The following is a 22,324-nucleotide window of genomic DNA, read 5'->3' as shown; positions in this document are numbered from 1 at the left end:
ATGTCCGGTTATACTAACCCAACAGCTTTTCAAAAATTTACTCATTTATTTCATAGACTTACCCTACTTAATAAGCCAAACTTGAATTACGGCTTTAAATCCGGATTGTCACTGCTAATACTTCTATTTGGCAGCTTATTGATTGGCCACAGTGCGCTTGGGCTCACAGCAGCATTGGGTATGTTTGCTTCCCTCATTAGCGGTGCAGATGAACCGAGGCAAAACTTTTTGTTTGTAGCTGTCACACATACACTTCACTTTTTTGCCACGACATTACTGCTTTTAATCTTATTTCAGTTAAATACACCATACCTTTTAGTGATCAGCTTTTTTACTTTTGTTTTCGCTATGTATTCTGCGTTTGGCATTAGCGCATCAAGGCTTGGCGTTGCAAGCCTTTTACTCGTTATACTGACGCATCAAAATGATTTGCAACATGGTCTTTGGCAAACACCGCTACTCTACTTGCTGGGCTCAACCCTTCATTTAATAGTGTCACGTACTTGGATAAGTATATGGCCCTATAGAGGACTTAGAGAAAACTTAGCTGCGTACTATTTGAACCTTGCGAAGTATGTTGAGTTAAAGTCTAAACTAATGACAAGTAAGCCTTTTGATAATCGAGAATTATTGCCATTGCAACAAACACTTACAACTCTCATTTTAGAAGGTGAAAAGCTCGTAAAATCAATCAAAAGTCCAGTCAAAGATGAACTCGTTCAACTACGCGAGTTATATTTTTTAGGCAAAGAACTACATGAGTTATTTAGCTCCACAACCCACGCTCCGCAAAAGCTTTATCCAATATTTCATGACAATAAAGTAAAACCGATATTTGCGTCTTTAATGAGTTCGTACGCAACCCAATTAAGAGAAATTGGAGAAGCGACAATTAACCATCGCACTCCTAAGCATGTCATTGATAGTAAACTAATTTTAGAGTTGCGAGTGCAATTTTTTCTCACTCCTACCCCTCATTGTGAATTGGTACAGCTTGCAAATGAGCACTTTACAAAACTTACCACTAGATTGGCCAGTCTTAAACCGCACCACCACCATGACATACCTAAAACACCTCAAAACCGTTGGCAAGATAAATTGAAAGCAAGCCTCTCTTGGCAGTCAACAGTTCTTCGGCATGCAGCCCGTTATACCCTTTGCATGGCAATTGGCTATGGTATCGGAAAATTACTTAATTTAGACAATAGCTATTGGATACTCATGACAATCTCTATCGTCATGCAAAGCGACTACGTATCAACTCGTGCGAAAGCATTAAGCCGAGTCACTGGGACAGTCGTCGGACTTGTCGCCGCTTACATCATTCTGTCATTGTCCCCAGAAGAATGGGTAATGCTTCTAATGTTAGTCATAGTCGTACCAGGATTATTTTGCTTCATTAAAAGTAACTATTCCATCGCCGTGATTGGTATTACTATATTTGTCATATTAGAATTTCAGATGCTCGCGCACTCTGGAATTAGCGCTATTGTCCCACGGCTATGGGATACACTCATCGCATGCTCTATCGCGCTCGTAGCAAATATAATTCTTTGGCCACAATGGAGTACCAATCGAATTGGCCAACAAATTAAGATAACTCTTTCCAGTTTTGATCACTTATTTACCACTCTATTGGAAAGTTATTCCATAAAACACAACACTAATAGCGACCAAGTTGACGCTGTTCGTGTTGCTGCTTACCAAAGCCAGCATGAATTAATCAATAGGTATCAACAAGCATTACGTGAACCACTACATAGTGAAGAATACTTGGAGCTAGTCAAATCAGTGCGTCAAAGCACTCATACCCTGTTAAATCAAGCAACGAATCTATCCGTGTTAGCCAAGCAAGAGACCGTTTTACCAGAAGAGCTGATAGGTGAATTTGAGCGAATAAAGGACGTTGTATTTCAGTCCTGTTATCAACTCTTAGAAGGTAAGGATTTGTCATGGCCTGCTCCATTAGTAGAAGCCTCATTTATGGACAAAATGAGACTATGCGAGCCGAAACAAAAGCAGGTAGCTCATCAGTTTATTGTCATTATGCAAATGCTAGGACAAGTTTTTGACCAATTGAAGACTATCAATTCACGGTATCGTCGGTCCTAGTGGAACATCGGAGCAACTCATTTCAATACGTCATCGTTGCATCCAAGGTTGTCACTGCAGTTCCTATAAGTTTAACCCGACAATTAGGTAAGACTTCTAACTGCATGTGCCCCCCTCGCTTTGAAGCTTGGTATGCACTAAGCCTATTCTTTTCAAACTGCTTCTGCCAGTAAACGGCTAAACCACAATGTGCAGACCCTGTCACAGGATCTTCGTCAATTCCAACCCATGGCGCGAAGTAACGTGTTACGTAATCCAACTCTGTTGCATCACTTTTCGCCGTCACTGCAATACCTCTCCCCTCACAGCCTAATAACCCACTATAATTGGGTGACAAAGATGAAACTATGGCCTCATTTTGGACTTCGATAACAAACTTTGAATCAAAGCTAGCGATACATTTTACGTCGCTGTCGCGAACACCTAAGTGCTTAAGAAGTTGAGAATCAAACTGAGGGTTATAGTCTAAGTCTGGAGTTGGGAAATCCATTTCAAAATTGTGTTCACCTATCAAAGCCTTCAACTCACCAGAGAGGGTGTTGAATGTAACCGTTTGTCCCACCTCGACCAATCCTGATTCTTTCAAAATATGAACAACCGCCAACGTGCCATGCCCGCACAACTCGACTTCGACTTTGGGAGTAAACCATCTCAGGTTATAGTCCTTCAAACACAAAAACGCAGTTTGGGAGACAGCCATTTCATCGGCAATCGACAACATCAAAGCTCTTTCCATAGGTTCATCCAAAATGCATACTCCGGCAGGATTACCTTTAAAAGGTTCACTCGTAAACGAATCAACTTGATATATCTTTATCTTCATTTGAACTCTCCAATGTGCGGTACAAGCTAAAAAAGTGAGAATCTTCAGATACTATCTTATATTCCAATCGCTTATAAAATGAAACGGCTATATTGTCCTGTTTGAAACAACTTAGAGTGACATTGTCACACCCAAGCTTCGCTGCATAAAGGTGAATCTGAGTAACAATCGCCTTTCCGAATCCTTTATTTTGAAACTTAGGAAATACGATGAGGTAATGTAGATGCAAGGTACGGGCTGAGTATTTATAACAAATCAATCCTACTTTTGTTGAGCCTCAATATACCCAATAAAACCATTCGACTTGATAACTTGAATTAAACCTTTCTCGTTGAAATTGCTCATCCCAGCCAAAGGCTAGCGATATCTGAGAGTAAGTGGCGAGCTTGACGATCTCAAATATCTCGCCGACATCACTACCTTTAACGGTCACGAAGAAGAACTTATGTCCCATGTAGTTTATGAGTTTGTAGGAAAGTGACCAAACCTTTTAGGTCGACTGGATTTTTTTGAAAGGTATCTTTTTAAGCCAAGCTGGCGAAGCGACACTGAACGACGATCGTCACTACAGAATATTGCGTACGCGAGTTCTTTATATTTATCTTTGATTTTTGTGCGCTCTAAAGCGTAATCAACATCTTGTTTACTATACACCGACTTTTCACCGTTAATTTTAAGCCAAGGTGTTAACTTTGATGCAATTTGCTTAGTTTTTCGCTCGAGATACCATTGGGTTATTTTTTGTTTAAGGTCCATCTAATCCCCTGATTTTTATTCCTTTGACTAGCCTTACAATTTCGCTCTCTAAACCAAGTTTAAGCGCAGCCATCTGATAGTATTGTGACACCAAATAGATGGGTTCGAAAGTATTGTAAGGAAAGTTCATGAAAATTGCATTCATTGGTTTTGGAAAAAGCGCTCATCGTTATCACCTGCCATTTATTGACCATTGTGATGAATTTGATGTTATTGGCTACTACAACCGTAATGGGCTTACATTCGAAATGCCCTACCCAAAGTATAAAGACATTAAACGCTTTGATGATATAGATAGCTTACTCACAAGTGATGCCGACATCATATGTGTCACGACGCCGGCACACTCTCACTTTGAGTATGCAAAATTAGCCTTGCTCGCTGGCAAACACGTTATTGTAGAGAAACCATTTTGCAACTCCCTTTCGCAAGCAACCGAGTTATATGATTTGGCCGCAGAGAAAAACCTCAAAATTACGCCCTATCAGAATCGGCGTTACGACAGCGACTTTCTGACTGTAAAAGAAATTTTAAATACTCCGGAAATTGGCCCTTTGCTTGAAATAGAGTCGAATCACACACATTTTCGACCAGATAAAGCACTTGTTCGAGGTAGCCGTGTGGATGGTAGTGTTTTTGGCCATGCTGTACATTTCATTGACCAAATCGTTGCCTTATTTGGTCAACCCGACCAAGTTATTTCTGATGTGTGTAACCAAGTAAACTATCTACTCGGTGATGGCAAAGGAATGGACGACACACACCCTGAAGATTACTACGATCTAAAATTCATCTATGGCAATACCCGTATTCGTATTCGTCATTCACAACTCATCGTGAACGACCCACCGCGTTGGATTATCAACGCATTAAATGCGACTGCGGTTAAGTTCGATATCGATCAGCAAGAAAGATATCTAAAAAAAGGCATTTACCCAAACAACAAAAATTTCGCTAATGAAACTGAAGATCGTTTATTTAAGATTTATTTTACAAATAAGACAGAGCGAATAAAGCCAATAAATAAATACTACACTCAATTTTATATTGATTTTAAAGATTGGCTCAATGGTGACGCAGCTGAACCTGTAACAAGAGAGCAAACTTTATCTGTGATCCACCTATTAGAAACCATTGCTAACAAATCAACATATAAAAAATTGACTTTTTAGCTTTAAAAGCCATACATAAAATGAATAAGATTGAAAAAATTCGTGTTATTTGCTATAAACTACCTCATCCCTATATTTCCCCTCCCACCTAACTTTTCGTTAGAAAAACTAACCAACTCGTAAGTTTAACTAACTGGACAGAATCAGCACGACTCTTTAGCCTAAACGATATTTTGTATCGACAATTTAGCTTATTGGTCATGCGACCGATGCCGTAAGTATTTAGACATGGGCTTTTTATGGAACATATTTTCTATCATATTCTAAACATTATATTACCTGTCCTATTATGTATTCTTGTAGGTTTTTTACTCGGAAAATTTAATAAGCCTTTTGATACAAAAGTTGTCACAAGTATCATGGCAAATGTTGGCTACCCTTCGCTCATACTTGCTCATCTGGTCGGAAAGAATGTGGATTTAGACATTTTTTTTAAAATGTTATTGTCTGGTGTTTGGGTCATTTTCGTCTTTTTAGCTCTTACTGCAATATTATTAAAGTGCACAAACCTATCATTTCGAACCTACCTATCACCACTTAGTTTAAGTAATGTGGGCAACACAGGACTGCCAATTTGCGCATTGGTTTATGGCCCAAAAGGTTTGATATATGGGCTTGCACTTGTTGTCGCAGTGACGGTATTTAACTTTACAGTTGGACGATGGATTAGCTCTGGTAACTTTACATTAAAACAACTACTTACTAGCCCAGTGATTTATTCGGTTGTTATTTCTGTCGCTATGTTACTAACCAATACGCATTTTCCTAAGCCTATAGCTTCAGGGCTTAATATATTAAGCGGACTTGCTATCCCTTTAATGCTACTGACGCTCGGTCACAGCCTATCGACAATGAAGCTGGGAAACTTAAAGCTGGGAGCTGGACTGGCGATCTATCACTTAATTGCGGGCATCTTTATTACTTGGATTTCATTGCCGATATTTGGATTTGAAGGGATCGCCAGAGGAGTATTTATACTGGAAGGTTTGATGCCCGTAGCTGCTAGCACTTATTTATGGGTTTCGATCTACCGAAAAGAAGAAGCCCCAAATGTAGCCAGTGTAATATTGATTTCTACCCTAATGACCATCATTGTCATTCCGGTTGCATTAACGTATTGGGTATAATCATTAATTAATCACTTACTCACCATACAAACTACTTATTTAACCTCAGTATCGAGCATATATATACTCTTGGGCTCCGACAGAAATACTTCTTCATAAGGAGCCCGTCATGACACCTTTATCGAGTGTTCAATCAGTCATGGAAAAACTATGCGCCTTTTCCTACTGCTTACTGTGACTGTGAACAACATTGGGCTTCCGAAGCATTTACAGAGCTCGTTGAGCAAATTGAAAGTATGGTAGACAAACAAATTCATCATTTAATAGACATTGAACTGCCCCAAAACACTTTTCTTCAAGTATTAAAGCATGAGATGCATTGCTGGGAAGCGGCAAGCAGTTTAAGCTAGCGCTTTAAGTGATAATCAAAAAATGTAATCGTTACTCAAAGTAGGCTAGCTATGACATACGATAAGCTCAATCTTTATTTAATCACACCAGATTTTGAGTCAGATTTGGATCAGTATCTGAAAGGGTTAGAAAATAGTTTGAACCATGGAATCAAATTGATTCAGCTACGTTCAAAAAATCTTTCTATAGACAAATATCTGACACTTGCCCATCCAGTCATAGAGCTTGCTCATCGTTATGATGCTAAAGTTCTTCTTAATGGCTCAGTGGATTTACTAGAGACAACTAGGGCAGATGGAATTCACCTTCCAAGCTTTGAAGCTGAAAAATACTCCTCTCGGCCAATAGAGGGTGACAAGTTACTTTCTATCGCCTGCCATACTGAGTCACAATTAGCGAAGGCAGAAAGCCTATCTGCTGACATAGCAATAGTTTGCCCGATATTTAAAACCCCAAGCAGTCCACGCGGAATACCAATGGGTTGGCGCACTTTTTCGAAATTTGCAAGCCAAACTCATTTGCCAGTTTACGCATTGGGCGGGTTAGATATTAGTCACTATCAAGACGCATTAAGTAATGGTGCACACGGTGTCGCTGCAAAAAGAGCATTTTGGAATATAGCCGGATAAAAAAGCCCACAGGATTCTGTGGGCGATAGGTTAAGTCAAGTGGTTGGCTTAAATTGCCCAACCACCTGCATAAAATGCAACTAGAACAATGGCGATGATAACGGTGCCAACATTGAGTTTCTTCCACTCACCAGCAATAACACGACCAATCACTAGTGAACCAAACCCTAACATGATACCAGTTACAATATTGCAGGTTAGGACAATAAACACCGCGCAAATTAGGCCAGACAAAGCGTCCACTGAATCTGACATGTCTAGCTTGGTGACATTGCCTAACATTAACAGTCCAACATACATTAAGGCGGGTGCCGTAGCGTAACTAGGGACTAAATAGCTAACAGGTGATAAAAACAGCATAAACAAAAATAGTACGCCGACTACGGTTGCTGTTAAGCCTGTTTTACCACCAGCTGCAGTTCCAGCAGCAGATTCAATGTAAACTGCAGCAGGAGCACCACCGACAAGCCCCGCGACAACACTTGTCATGGAGTCTGAAGTAAGAGCTTTCCCACCATCAATGATTTGCCCATTTTTGTCTAATAGATTCGCTTGGCCAGCGACAGCGCGAATCGTACCTGTTGCATCAAAAATAGCAGTGGTAACCAAAGCGAGTACACTTGGAATAACCACCGGCGATAAAGCGCCCATGATATCCAGCTTACCAAATAAAGAATCTTTTCCACCAAATGTTGGCATTGCGAACAAACCCTTATAAACCACATTTGGATCAAATATTAGCCCTACAATCGAAATCGCAATTATCACAAGCAAAATACCACCAGGCACTTTACGTTTTTCTAGACCAATGATCGCCGCTAGCCCAACAATCGACATGATGACAGGGAATGACGTGAAATGACCTAGTGAGACTGGCAAGCCAGCTTCTGTGTTTTTGATTACTAGACCAACCCCATTAGCCGCGATCAACAGTAAGAATAAGCCGATACCAATTCCTGTTCCATGCGCGACCCCAAAAGGTAAGTTCTTCAAAATCCATTGTCTAATGCCGGTAACGGTAATAATGGTGAAGACAATACCCATTAGGAAAACCGCGCCCAAAGCAACAGGAACACTGACGCCCTGCCCTAAAACTAAGCTAAAGGCAGTAAAGGCCGTCAGCGAAATTGCACAACCAATTGCCATCGGCAAACGTGCCCACAACCCCATGACTAAAGAACCAAATGCTGCAATTAAGCAAGTAGCAATAAATACTGCACCTTGGTTAAAGCCCGCTGCACCCAGCATATTCGGAACGACTATAACCGAGTAAACCATCGCTAAAAACGTAGTCAACCCAGCAACAAACTCTTGTTTTACGTTACTACCACGTTGGGTAATTTTAAAAAACTTATCAAAACCACTAATGTGATTTTCGCTGCCACCCTGTGAAGCTTGCTTTTGGGTGAATGAGGTCTTTTCAGACATGTTGATAGTTCCTTAGGAATACCTGTTCAATTTATTTGTGAAGTGGATATGTTGGGTGTTGATAAAACTGATTATCAAACTTAATTCACATACATTTAACCATTCACAAAACGTATAAGATTTTAGAGCGGCACAGCATACAGCAAACGTTTGCGTTTGTAATACTTTAGATCAAAGATTATCGAGATTTAATTCTGTGAATTTAACTCGCATTTTTTATCTATTTGTTTTAAAAACAATTAATCAAAATTGCCGGTTCGTATGATTTTTTAAATAACTCACCAATTTTTTCACTCACCTTTAGGCCATATCGCTTTACCATCCATCAAATAAATGGCTCCACATCTCAGATAGTTGCAACATGTGCAACCTTTACTCTCATGAGATCGTGATCTCAATTGCGAAAACCCGTTTGAAGTCGTGCTTGCAGTTCGGAATGGAGTTAATCGACAATGCACACGTAATATTTGATAACGAAATATTACGTTTATATATATTTTTTACTTTGAATGGGCATTTATCTCATTAGATTAACCCATACTCAGGTTTACTTGGGACGATCCTCGACGTTATTTACGGGAGTGTAAAATGAAAAAAACAGCTTTGGCCGTTATTGCTACAGCAATAATTTCTGCTACTTCATGGCAAGTTGCAGCCAAAGAGCAGCCAGTGACAAGTGCTCAACTACAAAATCAAGCAGTATTAGCCGTCGATTGGGTGCAACAATCTGGAGAATATCAGGCGCTAGCCTACCAAGCTTTTAACGTAGCTAGAATGTCATTCGACCATTTTAAAGAAGAAGCTAAGCCAAACGAAAAGCTTGCTGTTGTCGTTGATCTCGACGAAACCATGATAAATAACAGCGCTTATGCGGCATGGCAAATTAAAAATGGTGAGGGATACTCCTCTAAAACTTGGAGTAAATGGGAAAACGCTGGCAAAGCAAAAGCCATTCCTGGCGCTGTAGCATTCTCAAAGTATGTGGACTCTCACGGTGGCACAGTATTTTATGTTAGCAACCGTTCTGAATCTAGCCTAACAGAAACCATGAAAAACCTCGAAAAACTTGGCTTCGCGGGAGTAAACAAAAAAACGGTACTTTTAAAAACCACGACCTCAGACAAGAAAGCCCGCCGTAACATAATTACAGGCGAAGGCTATAAGATTGTAATGCTCATAGGTGATAACCTAGACGACTTTGATTCTCAAGTCATACACAAATCAAATAAAGATCGTCGTGAACATGTAAAAGATGATCAATTGCTGTATGGCACTCGCTACATTGTTCTACCAAACCCAACCTATGGCGGATGGGAAGGCGGTATGGCGAAAAACTACTTCAAATTAGATAATGCAGGCAAAAGTAAAGTACGTCACGATGCACTACACGCATGGGATGGCAAATAAAATCGTTTCTTTGCGTTAGTCACACTCAGTCAAAGGAGGTCACTCCTTTGACTATTCAACACTTTCTTCACTATTCCCATTTTCAACATTTTCTTGCTCCAATGCCATCTTCTCACGCTCAGCTTTCGAGATATATTTAGGCTTATTGCTTTTATGCAGCTTCGCATTTTTCTTTTTCTGCTTACTCTTAAGAATTTGATTTATCTTCTTTTTTCTATTCATATGTAGACAGCCACATATTGTTAAAAATGGCCAACGAGGATATAGAGTTTTCTCAAGGATCGCAAATTTAACGGCAATTCACTCTTCTTGGTAACGACGTTGTGCGCAATAAAATTAAAATCCGTAAAGTCGACTCGGGTTATCAACAAGTATCTTCTGATACAATGCCGGATCCCTCAACCAATGCCACAAACTATCAAGTAAGTCCCCATCATTAGGCATTCTTGACTTTACTCGTGGATGAGGCCAATTGGAGCCCCATACACATTGTTCGTGATTGGCTTCAAGCAAAGCGTGAACAAAAGGTATCACCTCCTCGTACGGAGGAGCTTGCATGCAGAGCTCATATGGAGCAGACAATTTCGTCCAAACCTTACCCTCACACATGAGCTTTAGTAGCTCTTGAAAGCCTAAGTCGCTCACCTTTCTTTCAGTTGTTAGTTGACCAAAGTGATCAATCACCACGGGGACAGGTAGCGCTTTAAGCTTCTGATATAACCCATTGAATCTCGATACATCGATGAGGCATTGCAGATGCCAACTACGCTCAGCGAGGCGAGGAGCTAACTTTTCGATTTCTCGCCAATCGAGCCCTCCTTTAAACATGAGATTCATTCGTACTCCACAAAAACCAGCAGATTGCAACTCATCTAAAGTTCGCTCTGATACATTCGCGTCAACAACAGCAACACCTTTATAGTTATAGCCATTGTTATTCAAATAACGAAGTGCATCTAAATGCAATCGGTTGTCGTTGCCATAAACGCTTGGTTGAACAATCACACCATGCTCAATGCCTAAACGTTTATGTAAATGTAAATAAGCTCCAACACTTGCTTCGAGTGGGTTATATGTACGGTTATCAACATATGGGTATCGAGAGGAGAACAAATGCGCATGGCAATCGACTGCACCATGAGGCGTCAGCGTTTTTGGGTTGTTGACAAATGGATCATAAGGTTCAGCTGAAGGTAGTATTGTCATAGTGTTGCCCTGCACGCGTAAAATACTTGATACTCAATAAGTAAGAGCAAAGATTCTATGTAACAGAGGGGCTAAAGGTAAATGACCTTGACCACATTTTTCAATATTGTATTACAATATCGTTCAAATACGTATTGTATCCTCATCTCAATCTGATTCAAAACAGACTCTTTATAGATTTTCGGCTTTGTGTATTTTTGAAGCCTTTTCTGCTTTTGCTGATCTTGTATTCACTTTAAATAACGCAATACCTAGATAGGCGAAAACTATAGAGAGAATTGGGTTAATCCAGTTCAGTAAAGCCCAAGGAGCGTAGTCGAATACGTTCACCCCTAACGCCGATGCAAAAAAAGCTCCACCAGTCGTCCACGGAATCAGTGCGGTAGTTAACGTTGCACCCTCTTCTAAAGAGCGAGACATTACAGAACGGTCGATTCCATGCTCATCATAAGCGTCTCCAAACAACTGCCCTCCTAAAATAATGGACATGTAAGCTTCACCCATACTCATATTACCCACTAAACAAGAGACGATAGTTGCTGTAACAAGACTAGCTCCTCGTTTAACCACACGTAAGATTCTAGTAATGATTGCGCGTAAGAAACCAAAATTGTTTAATATCCCACCAAGCGCAAGCGCCATTAACGCCAAAGAAAGCGTCCACATCATTGAAGATATGCCGCCACGACCGAGCAAAGAATCCAGTGAATCTACGCCTGTTTCGAAAGTCCCACCGCTATACAATGCATTTAACACCGACGTGAAATTAGCACCTTGTAATGTGACCGCAATAACCACAGCAACGATTGCTGCACTGAACATTGACACTTCAGCACTGACTTTTTTAAAGCTCAATACCAGCATCACGGCAAATGGCAACAAACACACTGGATTAATAGTGAACGTATTGTGTATGCCAGTTAACAATGTTTGTAGTTCTTGAACGGGTATTGATACTTCGGTGTAACTTAGCCCAACAATGGAAAAAATAACGAGAGAAATTATGTAGCTCGGACCGGATGTATACAGCATACTTTTTATATGGCTATATAAATCAGTATCTGAGGCCATAGACGCCAAATTAGTCGTATCTGATACAGGAGACATCTTGTCACCAAAGCATGCACCAGATATCACAACTCCCGCAATCAAAGGGGACGGAATGCCAATTAGATTGCCAATACCCATGAGTACCACACCAGCCGTACCCACCGTTGCCCAACTTGTGCCAGTCGCAAGTGACATAAAAGTGCAGAGTAGTAAACTGGCGGGTAAGAAGATGCTTGGGGAAATGATCTCAATACCGTAGTAAATCAGCGCGCCAATCGTACCACTTTGTATGAACGAAGCGATTAGAACACCGATTAAGATAAAAATGTAAATAGCAGGTAACGCACCACTGATGCCACTATTCATAGCGTTGCGGATTGACTTAAATCCGTTTTCACTTAATTTCCAAGCACTAGTGCCCGCGATTAGTAGGCAAATCAACAACAAACTATGTAAACTTGCTTGGAGATAAAAAATCCCCACACCAATAACCGTTATTATTGACACAAAAGTTAGCAAAGATTGTAGAAAGGTAGGGAGTGGCCTACATTGCTTTTTTACGATATCCATATTCTTGATAATTGTATCTATTTAACCTGAGCTCGAGATAAGAAAGTCGACAAAATCTAAATATTCAATAGATTAATCCATTAAAAATATCAGTGCCGATATTTTAGATGGATAACTAGGCAAAACCAACGCAATAGCGAGTCTATTGCGTTGGTTTTAAGGACGTTAGACGCTAAAATAACGGTGCTGATAGGCTTAAATTATCCCGAGCTCAGGTTATTTAATTGATATTAAAAACAAATTAACAGGTAAAGTGCTTTCAATCCATTCCAACTTTGTAATAGTGCCATCAGATCACGCAGTTTGCGTAAATGGCAACTACAAATAACGACGTACCCAACAGGATAAAGGCTGATAAATCGATTAAGGAAGTGTCGTATTTATTGAAGAGACTAAATTTATTTCTAGGTGCAAATAACCTTCCTGCAAATGATTTTCTCGTTCATATCTAACGAGTCTACGAAATGCCTGCAGTGACAAAATGGTTTCCCCAGAGCTTCTTCTTTATTAATACGGAAATTAAACCTTCTAATCGCTGTTCAGCCTTTAAAACAAAGCCTTATATTTCGAAATACTCAAGCGATGAGGCAACCTCACGACTAAGTTGACATGATTCTACTTGCACATTCAACTCTATGACTTTACAACTTTTCATATTACTGAAAATGTAAATACTACGACAACGCTCTTTACCCAATTTTCAATATCTTTAAACGATGTTTAAGCGTCCATCCTATATGGTACTGACACCGATAATACACATGCGACGCGAATTAATATTTGCTCATGTTCTTTTTTCCCCTCATTTGCTAGCTATAAAATGGGACGATTTTAAACATAGGCGTCCTTCAAGCATAACCGCTACTAGACTACCATCACCTTCCTAGAAGGAGGTGGTTTAGGAATAGAAAAGAAAATACCCGCATCATAGGCGGGTATTTTCTTTAAAACTACGAATCAGACATCAGATGAGTCTGGGAACTGCATACCACCGCTATCTAAGTCACTCCAAATAACAACTTCTTGTCCAGAAGCATTTTCGAATCGATAACCTAGTAACGAACCAGTATCAATATTGCTGGCTTGGTAAATTTCTTGTAAATCAGAGTTCATCTCAACATGGCTTTCAGTGAGCTGCCAGCCCCACCCAGTAACATCGATGCTGCTTGCACCAGTACAAACAAACTGTCCAGCGGTATCACCGGCCGTGTTATTCGCCGCTATCTTATCAAGTGCAAGGGATAAAGCGGTATCACTCGAGCTAATTTTAACACCTTCCAACTCTTGAAACGTGTTTCGAGTCATGTCAATCATCTGAGTCTGGTTATCGTTATTGACCAACAGAACGTCAAAGTCAGAACCTCCGCTAAAGTGAACCAAGTTGTCTTCACCCGTGTTAAGTTCGCTAGAATCGAACACTAACTGGTCATTACCTGCTCCACCATACAGTCTGTCAACTCCTTCACCACCATCCAAGACATCATTTCCAAGTTGACCGTATAAGGTATCGTCTCCTGAATTACCCCAAAGCTGATCATTCCCAGTACCGCCATCCAGGGTATCCGAATTATCATTGCCACTCAGTGAATCGTTGCCTTCACCACCAGAAATATAGTCTTCGCCACTACCTCCTGATATCGAGTCATTTCCTTCTTCACCATAAACCATATCATTGCCTCCGTTTCCTGATAACAGATCGTCACCCTTTTCCCCAAATAGGATGTCGTTGCCGCTTCCACCTTGAAGGGTATCATCACCATCTCCCCCGAAAAGCGTATCTTGGCCTGAATCGCCTTTTAATGTATCGTTACCATGGTCACCGTACAGCTTATCATTACCAGACCCTCCTGATAGGTAGTCATTGTCATCGCCACCTTCGAGGTTGTCATCACCTATGCCACCAGAAAGCTTATCCTTGCCCAATCCTCCAAACAGGCTATCATCACCAGAGCCTGCAATTATGGTGTCATTGCCCTCATCTCCATGGAGTGTATCCGAACCACTTCCCGCTGTAATTTTGTCATCACCTTCGTTACCAAAAACGGTGTTGGATCCAGAATCAACAGTAATCACGTCGTTGCCGAGGCCACCACGTATATTATTTAGGCTACCTACAGCATTGATGGTGTCATTACCTTCGCCGCCATCCACTTTGTTATTCATTCCTGTTAAGTCGATAGTGTCGTTATCACCGTCTCCACTTATGATATTAAAGTCAGAGTCTTCTATTTTAATTAGATCTTCGCCGCTACCGCCATGAACTGTATTATTAGTTCCAGCGAGTTTTATTATGTCATCGCCTTCACCACCGTCAATACTGTTAGAATCAGAGGTGTCTTCGATATAGTCAGATCCGGCTCCTCCTAATATGGTATCAGCACCTTCACCTCCAAGAAGGATATCGTTACCCATTTCCCCTGATAACGTATTTGTACCTCCTTCAGCCGTTATCTTATCGTTTCCTTCCCCGCCTGATAAAGTGTCGTTTCCGCTACCTGAATAAAGCAGGTCATCACCTTTATCCCCTGTGATTGTATCGTCACCAGCACCACCAAAAATTAGGTCATTGTCATCGCCACCAGAGACTGTATCGTTACCTTGACCAGCGTCGATGAAGTCTTCACCTTCGCCTCCTGACAAGTCGTCATTACCTTCCGCACCATAGAGCGTATCAGCTCCTTCTCCACCAGTAACGGTATCCGATCCTAAACCACCATAAAGCGTGTCTTCACCATCACCTAGAGATATTTGATTAGCTCCAGCCTCACCGTAGACAATATCGTCGCCTGAACCTGCATTTACGGTATCATTACCCGAGCCTGCATATAAAGTGTCCTCACCTTCTGCGCCAGAAATCGTATCATTGCCAGCACCGCCATAAAGCGTATCACTTGCGTTGCTACCTATGATGCTATCGTTACCTTCGCCGCCAAAAATATTGTGGCTACCTGTTGCTGCAGCAACTAACGTGTCGTTGCCCGCTTCTCCCAGTATCGTATCTTGCCCATCATCAACTATGATATCGTCACCTTCACCTCCAGCTATAAAGTCGTAGCCCTCACCACCAATTAATTCATCGTCACCCGCACCACCAAAAAGGGAATCGTCTCCAGCTCCACCTTTGACAATGTCATCTCCAGCCCCGGCATCAATATGGTCATCTCCAGCTCCAGCATCTATGTTATCTTTGCCGTCTCCTGAGAATGCTTTATCATTTCCAGCGCCGAGGGTGATCGTATCAGTATTAATACCGCCATAGACAGTATCATCGCCTAGACCTGTTGAAATTGTGTTTGAACCTGATTCTCCGTAAACAGTGTCTGAACCTTCACCTGTTTCAATCCTATCGTCGCCTGAACCGGCAAACACAATGTCGTCTCCTTGCCCAGAAGTAATTGTGTCGTCACCTGAACCACCAGAAAGTAAGTCATCCTGAAGAGCTCCAATGATATTATCGTTACCATCTCCGCCGTAAATTTCACTGCGACCAGTACCACCATCTAAGAGATCGTTACCTTTTCCACCGATTAGAATATCGTCCCCAGCATCACCTAGTAGTACGTCATCCCCTGAATCACCAATAAGTGTATCGTTACCTTCACCGCCAGAAATATGATCGTGACCTAACCCGCCAAATGCGACATCATGACCGAGACCCAAATTAATGCGATCATCACCGTCATTGCCTTCGACAACATCATCTCCAGCATTCGCATTGATGATGTCATTGTCACTACCACCATAGATTTTATCACTCTCAACTGAACCAACTAGGGTATCTTCACCAGCTCCCCCGAAAAGCTCACTGGAGTTCAATCCAGCTGTAATTGTGTCGTTTCCTTCTTCACCAAAAAGCAGATTGTTTCCTGAGTTACCATATATAGTGTCATCGCCATCGCCAGCATAAACCTGGTCATTTCCTGCTCCTGACGTAATAGTGTCGTTGCCACTGCCAGTAAAAGCTTTGTCATGACCTTCCCCTAGTTCAACTTTATCTTCCCCACTACCAGAAAATACTGTGTCGTGATCGATACCTGTTTCGATCGAGTTGTTGCCATCACCAGCATAGACAGTATCGTGACCTTCAGCTGACTCAATTGTGTCGTTATCGGATCCACTGTAAATGAGGTCATTACCTGCACCAGATAAAACTTTGTTTTCACCGTCGCCAGCATAAATAGTGTCATCTCCGGTACCAGCATCGACATAGTCATTTCCAGCATCGGTATAAATGGTGTCATTATCAGCACCTGCTGATATCGTATTGTCGCCAGATTCTCCGTAGATAGTATCAGCACCTTCACCAGTGTCGATGATGTCATCTCCTGAACCAGCGAAAACTTGATCGTCTCCTAGACCTGTTGTGATTTTATCAAGGCCTTCATTCGCATGAACAATATCATCACCTTCGCCACCATGGATCGTATCATCACCTTCACCACCGAACAGTTGGTCATTTCCCGATCCTCCAATTAGCGAATCATTACCAGAGTCGCCAAACAAGGTATCGTTGCCATCTCCACCAGAAAGTGTATCGTCTCCTAATTCACCAACGAGAACGTCGTTATCTTCACCACCAATTAGATCGTCATTACCATCACCACCTAGGAGTAAGTCTTTACCTTGGGCACCAGAAATTGAATCGTTGCCTGCGCCGCCGAGCACCAAATCATCACCTTCGCCTCCAAGTATATTGTCATCACCTTCTTCTCCGTGAATCTCATCATCACCAACATTTCCTTCGATATTATCGCTTCCTTTACCACCAAAAAGCTTATCTTGGCCTTCCCCGCCGAAAAGTTGGTCGTGACCATCATCCCCTAAGAGTACATCATCGCCTATACCACCATGCAAAGTGTCGTTACCAAGCTCACCCATAAGGAGGTCATCCCCTTGACCACCATATACCTCATCATCCCCATCAGAACCCAGAAGAGTATCGTTTCCGGCATCACCAGCTAATAAGTCATTTCCGCTACCTCCGATCAGAGTGTCATCTCCAGTGCCACCATGTAAGTTATCGTCATTGATATCTCCATCTAAGAAATCATTACCTTCTCCACCATAAATTGTATCGTTGCCTTGTTGTCCTTTTAAAATGTCATCACCCTTACCACCATCAATTGTATCGTCATAAATATTTCTTACAGCAACACTCATTTCATCGATTTCGTTGATGGGAGTATTATGAGCGTCTAAAAAGGTGATGGTAACTTCGCCATTGTCTCCAATAGAAGACTCTTCAATATTGATATCTACGTTAATGGCTCCGTTACTTTCAACTTTCACTACTTGAGAAGAGATGATGTTCCCGTCATCATCCTTAAGCTGAACCGTAATAGAGCTGTTTGGCGAAAATCCCGATGCGGATGTGGTGGTACTCACAGATTGATTGACAACGAAATTATTGAGCTTAATAGAGTGAGCGGTCTGGCTATCATTGTTCTCGTTAACAAACTCGTAAACGGTTTGAGAAGTTCCCCAGGAATGATCCGAAGGATCCTGATTTGGATTTGCTTCTGTAAGCTCATATTCGACATCACCTAACACCGTATCAGCACCGTCACCAGCTAGGACATTATCGTTACCTTCACCAGCAACAACAAAATCATCTCCTGAACGGGTTTCAATGACATCGTTTCCAGAGCGACTGTTTACTGCATCGTTATTATCTGTTCCAACAATAACATCGTCTAGCTTTGAACCTTCCATTAGTTTTCTCCGTTGCTAAAGTAAGTTTATAAAACTAACAATATTTGAAATATCAACATTAATGCGCTTTGTTTCATATTAATCTTGTAGTAAAAGCGTAGCACTTTTGGAAAGAAATACCATTATGGTTGGCTATTTAGTAAATGCTTCATGAAGCCAAAAAGCAATTACTAGTATATGAAGTTCCATAGCAGCAGAGCATCGATATCAGGCTCTGTTTTTTCTGGTTTTTCTTAACGTACTAGATCATGTCATCATAGAAGCTAAGACCGTTGCCTTTCTCTGTCTCACCATATTGTAAAGCGTGTAAGAATGAGAAAATAATTCTCAGGAATGTCAGACATCAATATCGTGTGAGATGAGAAAGGGAGAAGAGCACCAGATGCTTTTACAGCTAGAAAGCTAACATTAAGCCCCTTATAGGGGCAATTCAAAGCTTCTTTGTACTTGATTCAACCTTGTCGAACTCGTTATATCAAGCTTCTGACACCAACACAGCAGAACTAAGAATGCATGCCCTATCACTGTTCTCTCATTGCTTTTCCTATACTAGTTGAAATTGGGTCTATGAGATAATCCCAAAGCGTTCGACGTTCAACCAATATAAGTACTTCGGCAAGCATTCCTGGATACAATTCAATATTTTTAGAAGCTTTAATTTTTTTTAAGTTATCAGGGTCAAAACGGATTTTTACCAGATACCCTTTATCGGATTGCTCAACATCACCACCTTGAACAACTCTATCCGCTGAAACACTTACTACCTCACCAACTACCGGTGGCACTTCTCTAGTGCTATATGCTGTCAAACGAACCCTAGCTTGTTGCCCTTTTCTCACAACATCGATGTCTTTTGGTGGAACAACTGCTTCAACAATTAACTCGTCGCTTTCTGGGACAATTTCCATCAAAACTTGGCCAGGTTTTACAACACCACCCACGCTTGATATATTTAAGCCCACTACTGTCCCGGCAAACTCACTGCGTATTTGAATCCTATCACGAGCATCTTGAACTCTATTCATGATTTGCTCAATATCCCGTAACTCATCGTTAATCTCTTTCAATTGGTTAGAATAGTCACGTTTTATCTCAAGCAATTGGCTTTCATGCGTTTTACCCAGTGTTTCAAGCTCTCTTCTCGCTACATCTATAGTTACGTTAATTTCTGCCAATTCCGCTTCAATACGGGCATAGTGACGTTGTAACTCCAACATTCTAGTTCTAGTTACATATCCTTTTTCAACTAGCCCTTTCGTCATGTTGATCTCTTGCTCTATTAAATCTCTTTGTGATGTAATCGCTTTTCTTTGAAATTGATTTCCTTGAATTTTTTCTTTATACAAAGATGTTTTTTGTTCATAAAGTGAATGAACTAATTGTTGACGGATAAGGCTTTGTTGATACTGCAAAAGTTCACTATTTAGAATAGGTGAGACGATTAGAAGGTCATCTTCTTCCACGTTCAGTTCCTTAGGCCAAACTAAATCTTTACCGTTTAGTAAAGCGTTCAGTCGGACCTTTTGAGCCAGCAGGGAGTACTTTCTGTATAAATATCTCTTGTAATCAGATTCTGTCTTAGCGTCGGAAAGCTCAAGAAGCAACTGTCCAACCTGCACTTTTTCGCCATCGGTAACAAAAACTTGTTTCACCCACCCCCCTTGCAAGTGTTGGATTTGCTTTCTTTTACTTTTGACAACCAAATGTCCTTGTGTCACCGAAGCAGAGCTTAAAGGCGTAGTCATGGACCAGAAAAGAAAACCTCCCACAACCAGAACCATCACTAACATTCCTGCCACAATTAATTTGTTAGTATTAAACGTAGTATTCATAGGCCTCCAGCTATGCACGATGTTTATCTGCCAATGACTCAGCAGAAATTGGATTTGGCGCAGAATTATTACTAGCATTCAAACCTAAAAATTGCTCACATTTCCCTGCTTTATCGATGCGACCATCTTTGAGACTAATTACCCAATCCATTTGTCTTAAAAATCCCGGCCGATGAGAAATCATTACGACGGTAATTAGGTTTTCTTTGCAATACTGTAAAACTATTGCCAAAGCAGACTCACCTTCCGGATCGAGGTTTGAATTTGGTTCATCCAATACAAGTACTTTTGGGTTCGAATAAATCGCTCTAGCTAAACCGATTCTTTGTTTTTGACCACCAGATAATAGTACCCCACCCTCTCCGATGTAGGTCTCGTAGCCATCAGGTAATCCCATAATAAGTTCGTGTATGCAAGCAAGTTTGGCAGCGGCAATGACTTCATCGTCATTAGCCTCGGTGAAACGCGATATGTTTTGTTTTACAGTTCCGGCAAGCAAGCCGACATGTTGTGGTAAGTAACCTATGTATTTTCCAAATTGAACATGATCCCATTTTTCAACCGTGGCACCGTCTATCTTAATCTCACCTACTGTGGCTTTGTGGATTCCCATCAACAGAGATGCAAGACTTGATTTCCCAGAACCAGAATTCCCCATTATCGCAAGAGCGTTACCAGCACCGAGCTTAAAGTTTATGTTTTGCAATATAGGTGCCTGGGATCCAGGAAATTTGAGAGCTACGTTATTAAATTCAATATCGCCTTTAGGTGTTGGCAACATTGTTCTTTTGCCGCCACTTTTATCCGCATATTCCTTACTTAACCTATTCCAAGCCTGATAGGCGCTATACCATGTTTTCCATCCGCTTACAGCACTTTCAAAAGGGCTTAATACACGCCCTATTAGTATCGTACTTGCAATCACTGCCCCTAGGCCTATCTGTTGTTGCAAAGCTAAGTAAACACCACAAGTCAACACTACGATTTGCAACAGTGTCCTAAAGTAACGACTGAGCGACATCAGCAGCCCAACTCTTGAGTTGACAAGCCACTGAAGCTTCAAAACAGAGTGATTCTTATTCTCCCAGAGATTTCCTATACTCTGGCTCATACCCATAGCTTTTAATGTAGGAGCATTACGTAAATAGTCATTGAGTTCCATCGCTACACGGCTACTTTCTTCTTGAGCAAGAGTATTAAGTTTACGTCCACCTAACATCATAGCCAAAGTTAGCAATGAAAAAATCACTGCGCCAATCAATGCAACAAACCCTATGTATGGATGCAGAAAGAAAAGTAGGAGAAGAAAAAAGGGTGTAAATGGTAAATCTAATATAGAGAGAGTCGAAGGTGAAACTAAAAAGTTTCGTATAGTAGTCAGATCTTGAAGGGGTTGCTTTTCTACTCTATTGGTTTGGCATGAACTTCCGATACTTGCGGAGAGCAAGCGACCACTCAATGTGGTATCTAATTTAAGAGCCGATCGCTGAAGTAACAACGTTCTAATGTACTCTAGTACAGCCTGTGACGTAACGAGAAATAAAGTAATAACTAGAAGTGCTATTAAAGTATCTATACTGGCGCTATTCATAACACGATCAAAAAGCTGAAGACTGTAAACAGGTACAGTGAGCACCAACAGGTTTATCCCAACGCTAAACCAGAGAGCCGAGGAAACTTCTTTGCGGACCGCTGTAAACGGCCCATCACGCATAATAAACATAACAACACATAACAACTTGTTTCATATAAATATAGTAGCAAGTATAGATGGGGTTCTGTCTAATTTATTTAGTAATTCACCATGAGCTTCACATTTCTTAAGATAAAATTTTCTCCTTCACCAAGTAAATATAACCAAGGTAGAAGGAATGAAAATCGTGGCAAAAATCCACTATTATTGTCACAATTTTGGGCGGAATGAGCTGTTTAGATAAAACTAACTAACATGCCAGTGACGCTTTTTTTAGATATAGCGCGAAAAACACGACCTGCTTTCAGTAATATGTATAAATGAGGTTCAGGCGCACTATTGTTCCCGCCATAAATTGTACCTTATAGATAAAGTGTGAAATTTCTTATGTAGGACGACAACGCTCAGTGATTACGGCAGATGAAATTACTAACAAGTTACATCATGTAAAAATGC

At 41.0% G+C, this 22,324-nt stretch carries 16 protein-coding genes and 1 pseudogene; 6 read left to right on the top strand and 11 right to left on the bottom strand.

Going from position 1 to position 22,324, the window contains the following annotated elements:
• Positions 1–2,112, top strand: coding sequence for an FUSC family membrane protein (locus ACM2FC_RS05140; RefSeq protein WP_498479790.1), 2,112 nt, complete (start codon positions 1–3; stop codon positions 2,110–2,112).
• 22 nt (positions 2,113–2,134) lie between these two features.
• Here ACM2FC_RS05140 and ACM2FC_RS05135 read toward each other — a convergent pair whose 3' ends face one another.
• The 3 genes from ACM2FC_RS05135 to ACM2FC_RS05125 all read right to left on the bottom strand — a co-directional run bounded on the left by ACM2FC_RS05135 (position 2,135) and on the right by ACM2FC_RS05125 (position 3,691).
• Positions 2,135–2,935: a PhzF family phenazine biosynthesis protein gene (locus ACM2FC_RS05135; protein WP_498479789.1), complete on the bottom strand. Its 801-nt coding sequence runs from the start codon at positions 2,933–2,935 to the stop codon at positions 2,135–2,137.
• Positions 2,910–3,194, bottom strand: a complete 285-nt coding sequence (locus tag ACM2FC_RS05130) for a GNAT family N-acetyltransferase (RefSeq protein ID WP_498479788.1) — start codon at positions 3,192–3,194, stop codon at positions 2,910–2,912. Before ACM2FC_RS05130 ends, ACM2FC_RS05135 begins: the two co-directional genes overlap by 26 nt.
• A 200-nt stretch (positions 3,195–3,394) precedes the next feature.
• On the bottom strand, positions 3,395–3,691 hold the full coding sequence (locus tag ACM2FC_RS05125) for a DUF6559 family protein (RefSeq protein WP_498479787.1): 297 nt from the start codon (positions 3,689–3,691) through the stop codon (positions 3,395–3,397).
• Positions 3,692–3,819: 128 nt separating this feature from the next.
• Here ACM2FC_RS05125 and ACM2FC_RS05120 point away from each other — a divergent pair, with 128 nt between their 5' ends.
• The 4 genes from ACM2FC_RS05120 to ACM2FC_RS05105 all read left to right on the top strand — a co-directional run bounded on the left by ACM2FC_RS05120 (position 3,820) and on the right by ACM2FC_RS05105 (position 6,970).
• Positions 3,820–4,863: a Gfo/Idh/MocA family oxidoreductase gene (locus tag ACM2FC_RS05120; protein ID WP_498479786.1), complete on the top strand. Its 1,044-nt coding sequence runs from the start codon at positions 3,820–3,822 to the stop codon at positions 4,861–4,863.
• A 413-nt stretch (positions 4,864–5,276) separates the two neighbouring features.
• Positions 5,277–5,990, top strand: a complete 714-nt coding sequence (locus ACM2FC_RS05115) for an AEC family transporter (RefSeq protein WP_498479785.1) — start codon at positions 5,277–5,279, stop codon at positions 5,988–5,990.
• Between the two features lie 125 nt (positions 5,991–6,115).
• Entirely contained in the window at positions 6,116–6,340 is a 225-nt protein-coding gene (locus tag ACM2FC_RS05110) for a hypothetical protein (RefSeq protein ID WP_498479784.1), read from the top strand.
• 51 nt (positions 6,341–6,391) lie between these two features.
• Positions 6,392–6,970 carry a thiamine phosphate synthase gene (locus ACM2FC_RS05105; protein ID WP_498479783.1) on the top strand — a complete coding sequence of 193 codons (579 nt, stop codon included), beginning with the start codon at positions 6,392–6,394 and terminating at the stop codon, positions 6,968–6,970.
• A 48-nt stretch (positions 6,971–7,018) separates the two neighbouring features.
• Here the strand turns inward: ACM2FC_RS05105 and ACM2FC_RS05100 are convergent, their stop codons facing one another.
• On the bottom strand, positions 7,019–8,398 hold the full coding sequence (locus tag ACM2FC_RS05100; protein WP_498479782.1) for an NCS2 family permease: 1,380 nt from the start codon (positions 8,396–8,398) through the stop codon (positions 7,019–7,021).
• Between the two features lie 588 nt (positions 8,399–8,986).
• Between ACM2FC_RS05100 and ACM2FC_RS05095 the strand changes: the two genes are divergently transcribed.
• Positions 8,987–9,805 carry a 5'-nucleotidase, lipoprotein e(P4) family gene (locus ACM2FC_RS05095; protein ID WP_498479781.1) on the top strand — a complete coding sequence of 273 codons (819 nt, stop codon included), beginning with the start codon at positions 8,987–8,989 and terminating at the stop codon, positions 9,803–9,805.
• A 51-nt stretch (positions 9,806–9,856) separates the two neighbouring features.
• Here the strand turns inward: ACM2FC_RS05095 and ACM2FC_RS05090 are convergent, their stop codons facing one another.
• The 7 genes and pseudogenes from ACM2FC_RS05090 to ACM2FC_RS05060 all read right to left on the bottom strand — a co-directional run bounded on the left by ACM2FC_RS05090 (position 9,857) and on the right by ACM2FC_RS05060 (position 21,898).
• On the bottom strand, positions 9,857–10,027 hold the full coding sequence (locus tag ACM2FC_RS05090) for a DUF2986 domain-containing protein (RefSeq protein ID WP_498479780.1): 171 nt from the start codon (positions 10,025–10,027) through the stop codon (positions 9,857–9,859).
• Positions 10,028–10,141: 114 nt separating this feature from the next.
• A complete protein-coding gene (locus tag ACM2FC_RS05085; RefSeq protein WP_498479779.1) occupies positions 10,142–11,011 on the bottom strand; it encodes an amidohydrolase family protein in 870 nt (289 codons plus the stop codon).
• Positions 11,012–11,182: 171 nt separating this feature from the next.
• Entirely contained in the window at positions 11,183–12,631 is a 1,449-nt protein-coding gene (gene nhaC, locus ACM2FC_RS05080) for a Na+/H+ antiporter NhaC (protein ID WP_498479778.1), read from the bottom strand.
• A gap of 404 nt (positions 12,632–13,035) precedes the next feature.
• A pseudogene (locus ACM2FC_RS05075) lies at positions 13,036–13,392 on the bottom strand (transposase).
• 196 nt (positions 13,393–13,588) lie between these two features.
• The gene (locus ACM2FC_RS05070; protein ID WP_498479777.1) at positions 13,589–18,343 is read right to left on the bottom strand and encodes a beta strand repeat-containing protein; all 4,755 of its coding nucleotides are present in this window, start codon (positions 18,341–18,343) and stop codon (positions 13,589–13,591) included.
• A gap of 521 nt (positions 18,344–18,864) precedes the next feature.
• Complete coding sequence (locus tag ACM2FC_RS05065; RefSeq protein ID WP_498479776.1) at positions 18,865–20,133, bottom strand: HlyD family type I secretion periplasmic adaptor subunit; 1,269 nt, start codon at positions 20,131–20,133, stop codon at positions 18,865–18,867.
• A gap of 52 nt (positions 20,134–20,185) precedes the next feature.
• A complete protein-coding gene (locus ACM2FC_RS05060; protein WP_498479775.1) occupies positions 20,186–21,898 on the bottom strand; it encodes a type I secretion system permease/ATPase in 1,713 nt (570 codons plus the stop codon).
• Positions 21,899–22,324 lie beyond the last annotated feature (426 nt).

This window comes from Vibrio sp. A37, assembly GCF_059777565.1.
Note: the sequence above shows the minus strand (reverse complement) of the source record. Positions and strands in the feature narration are given on the sequence as shown.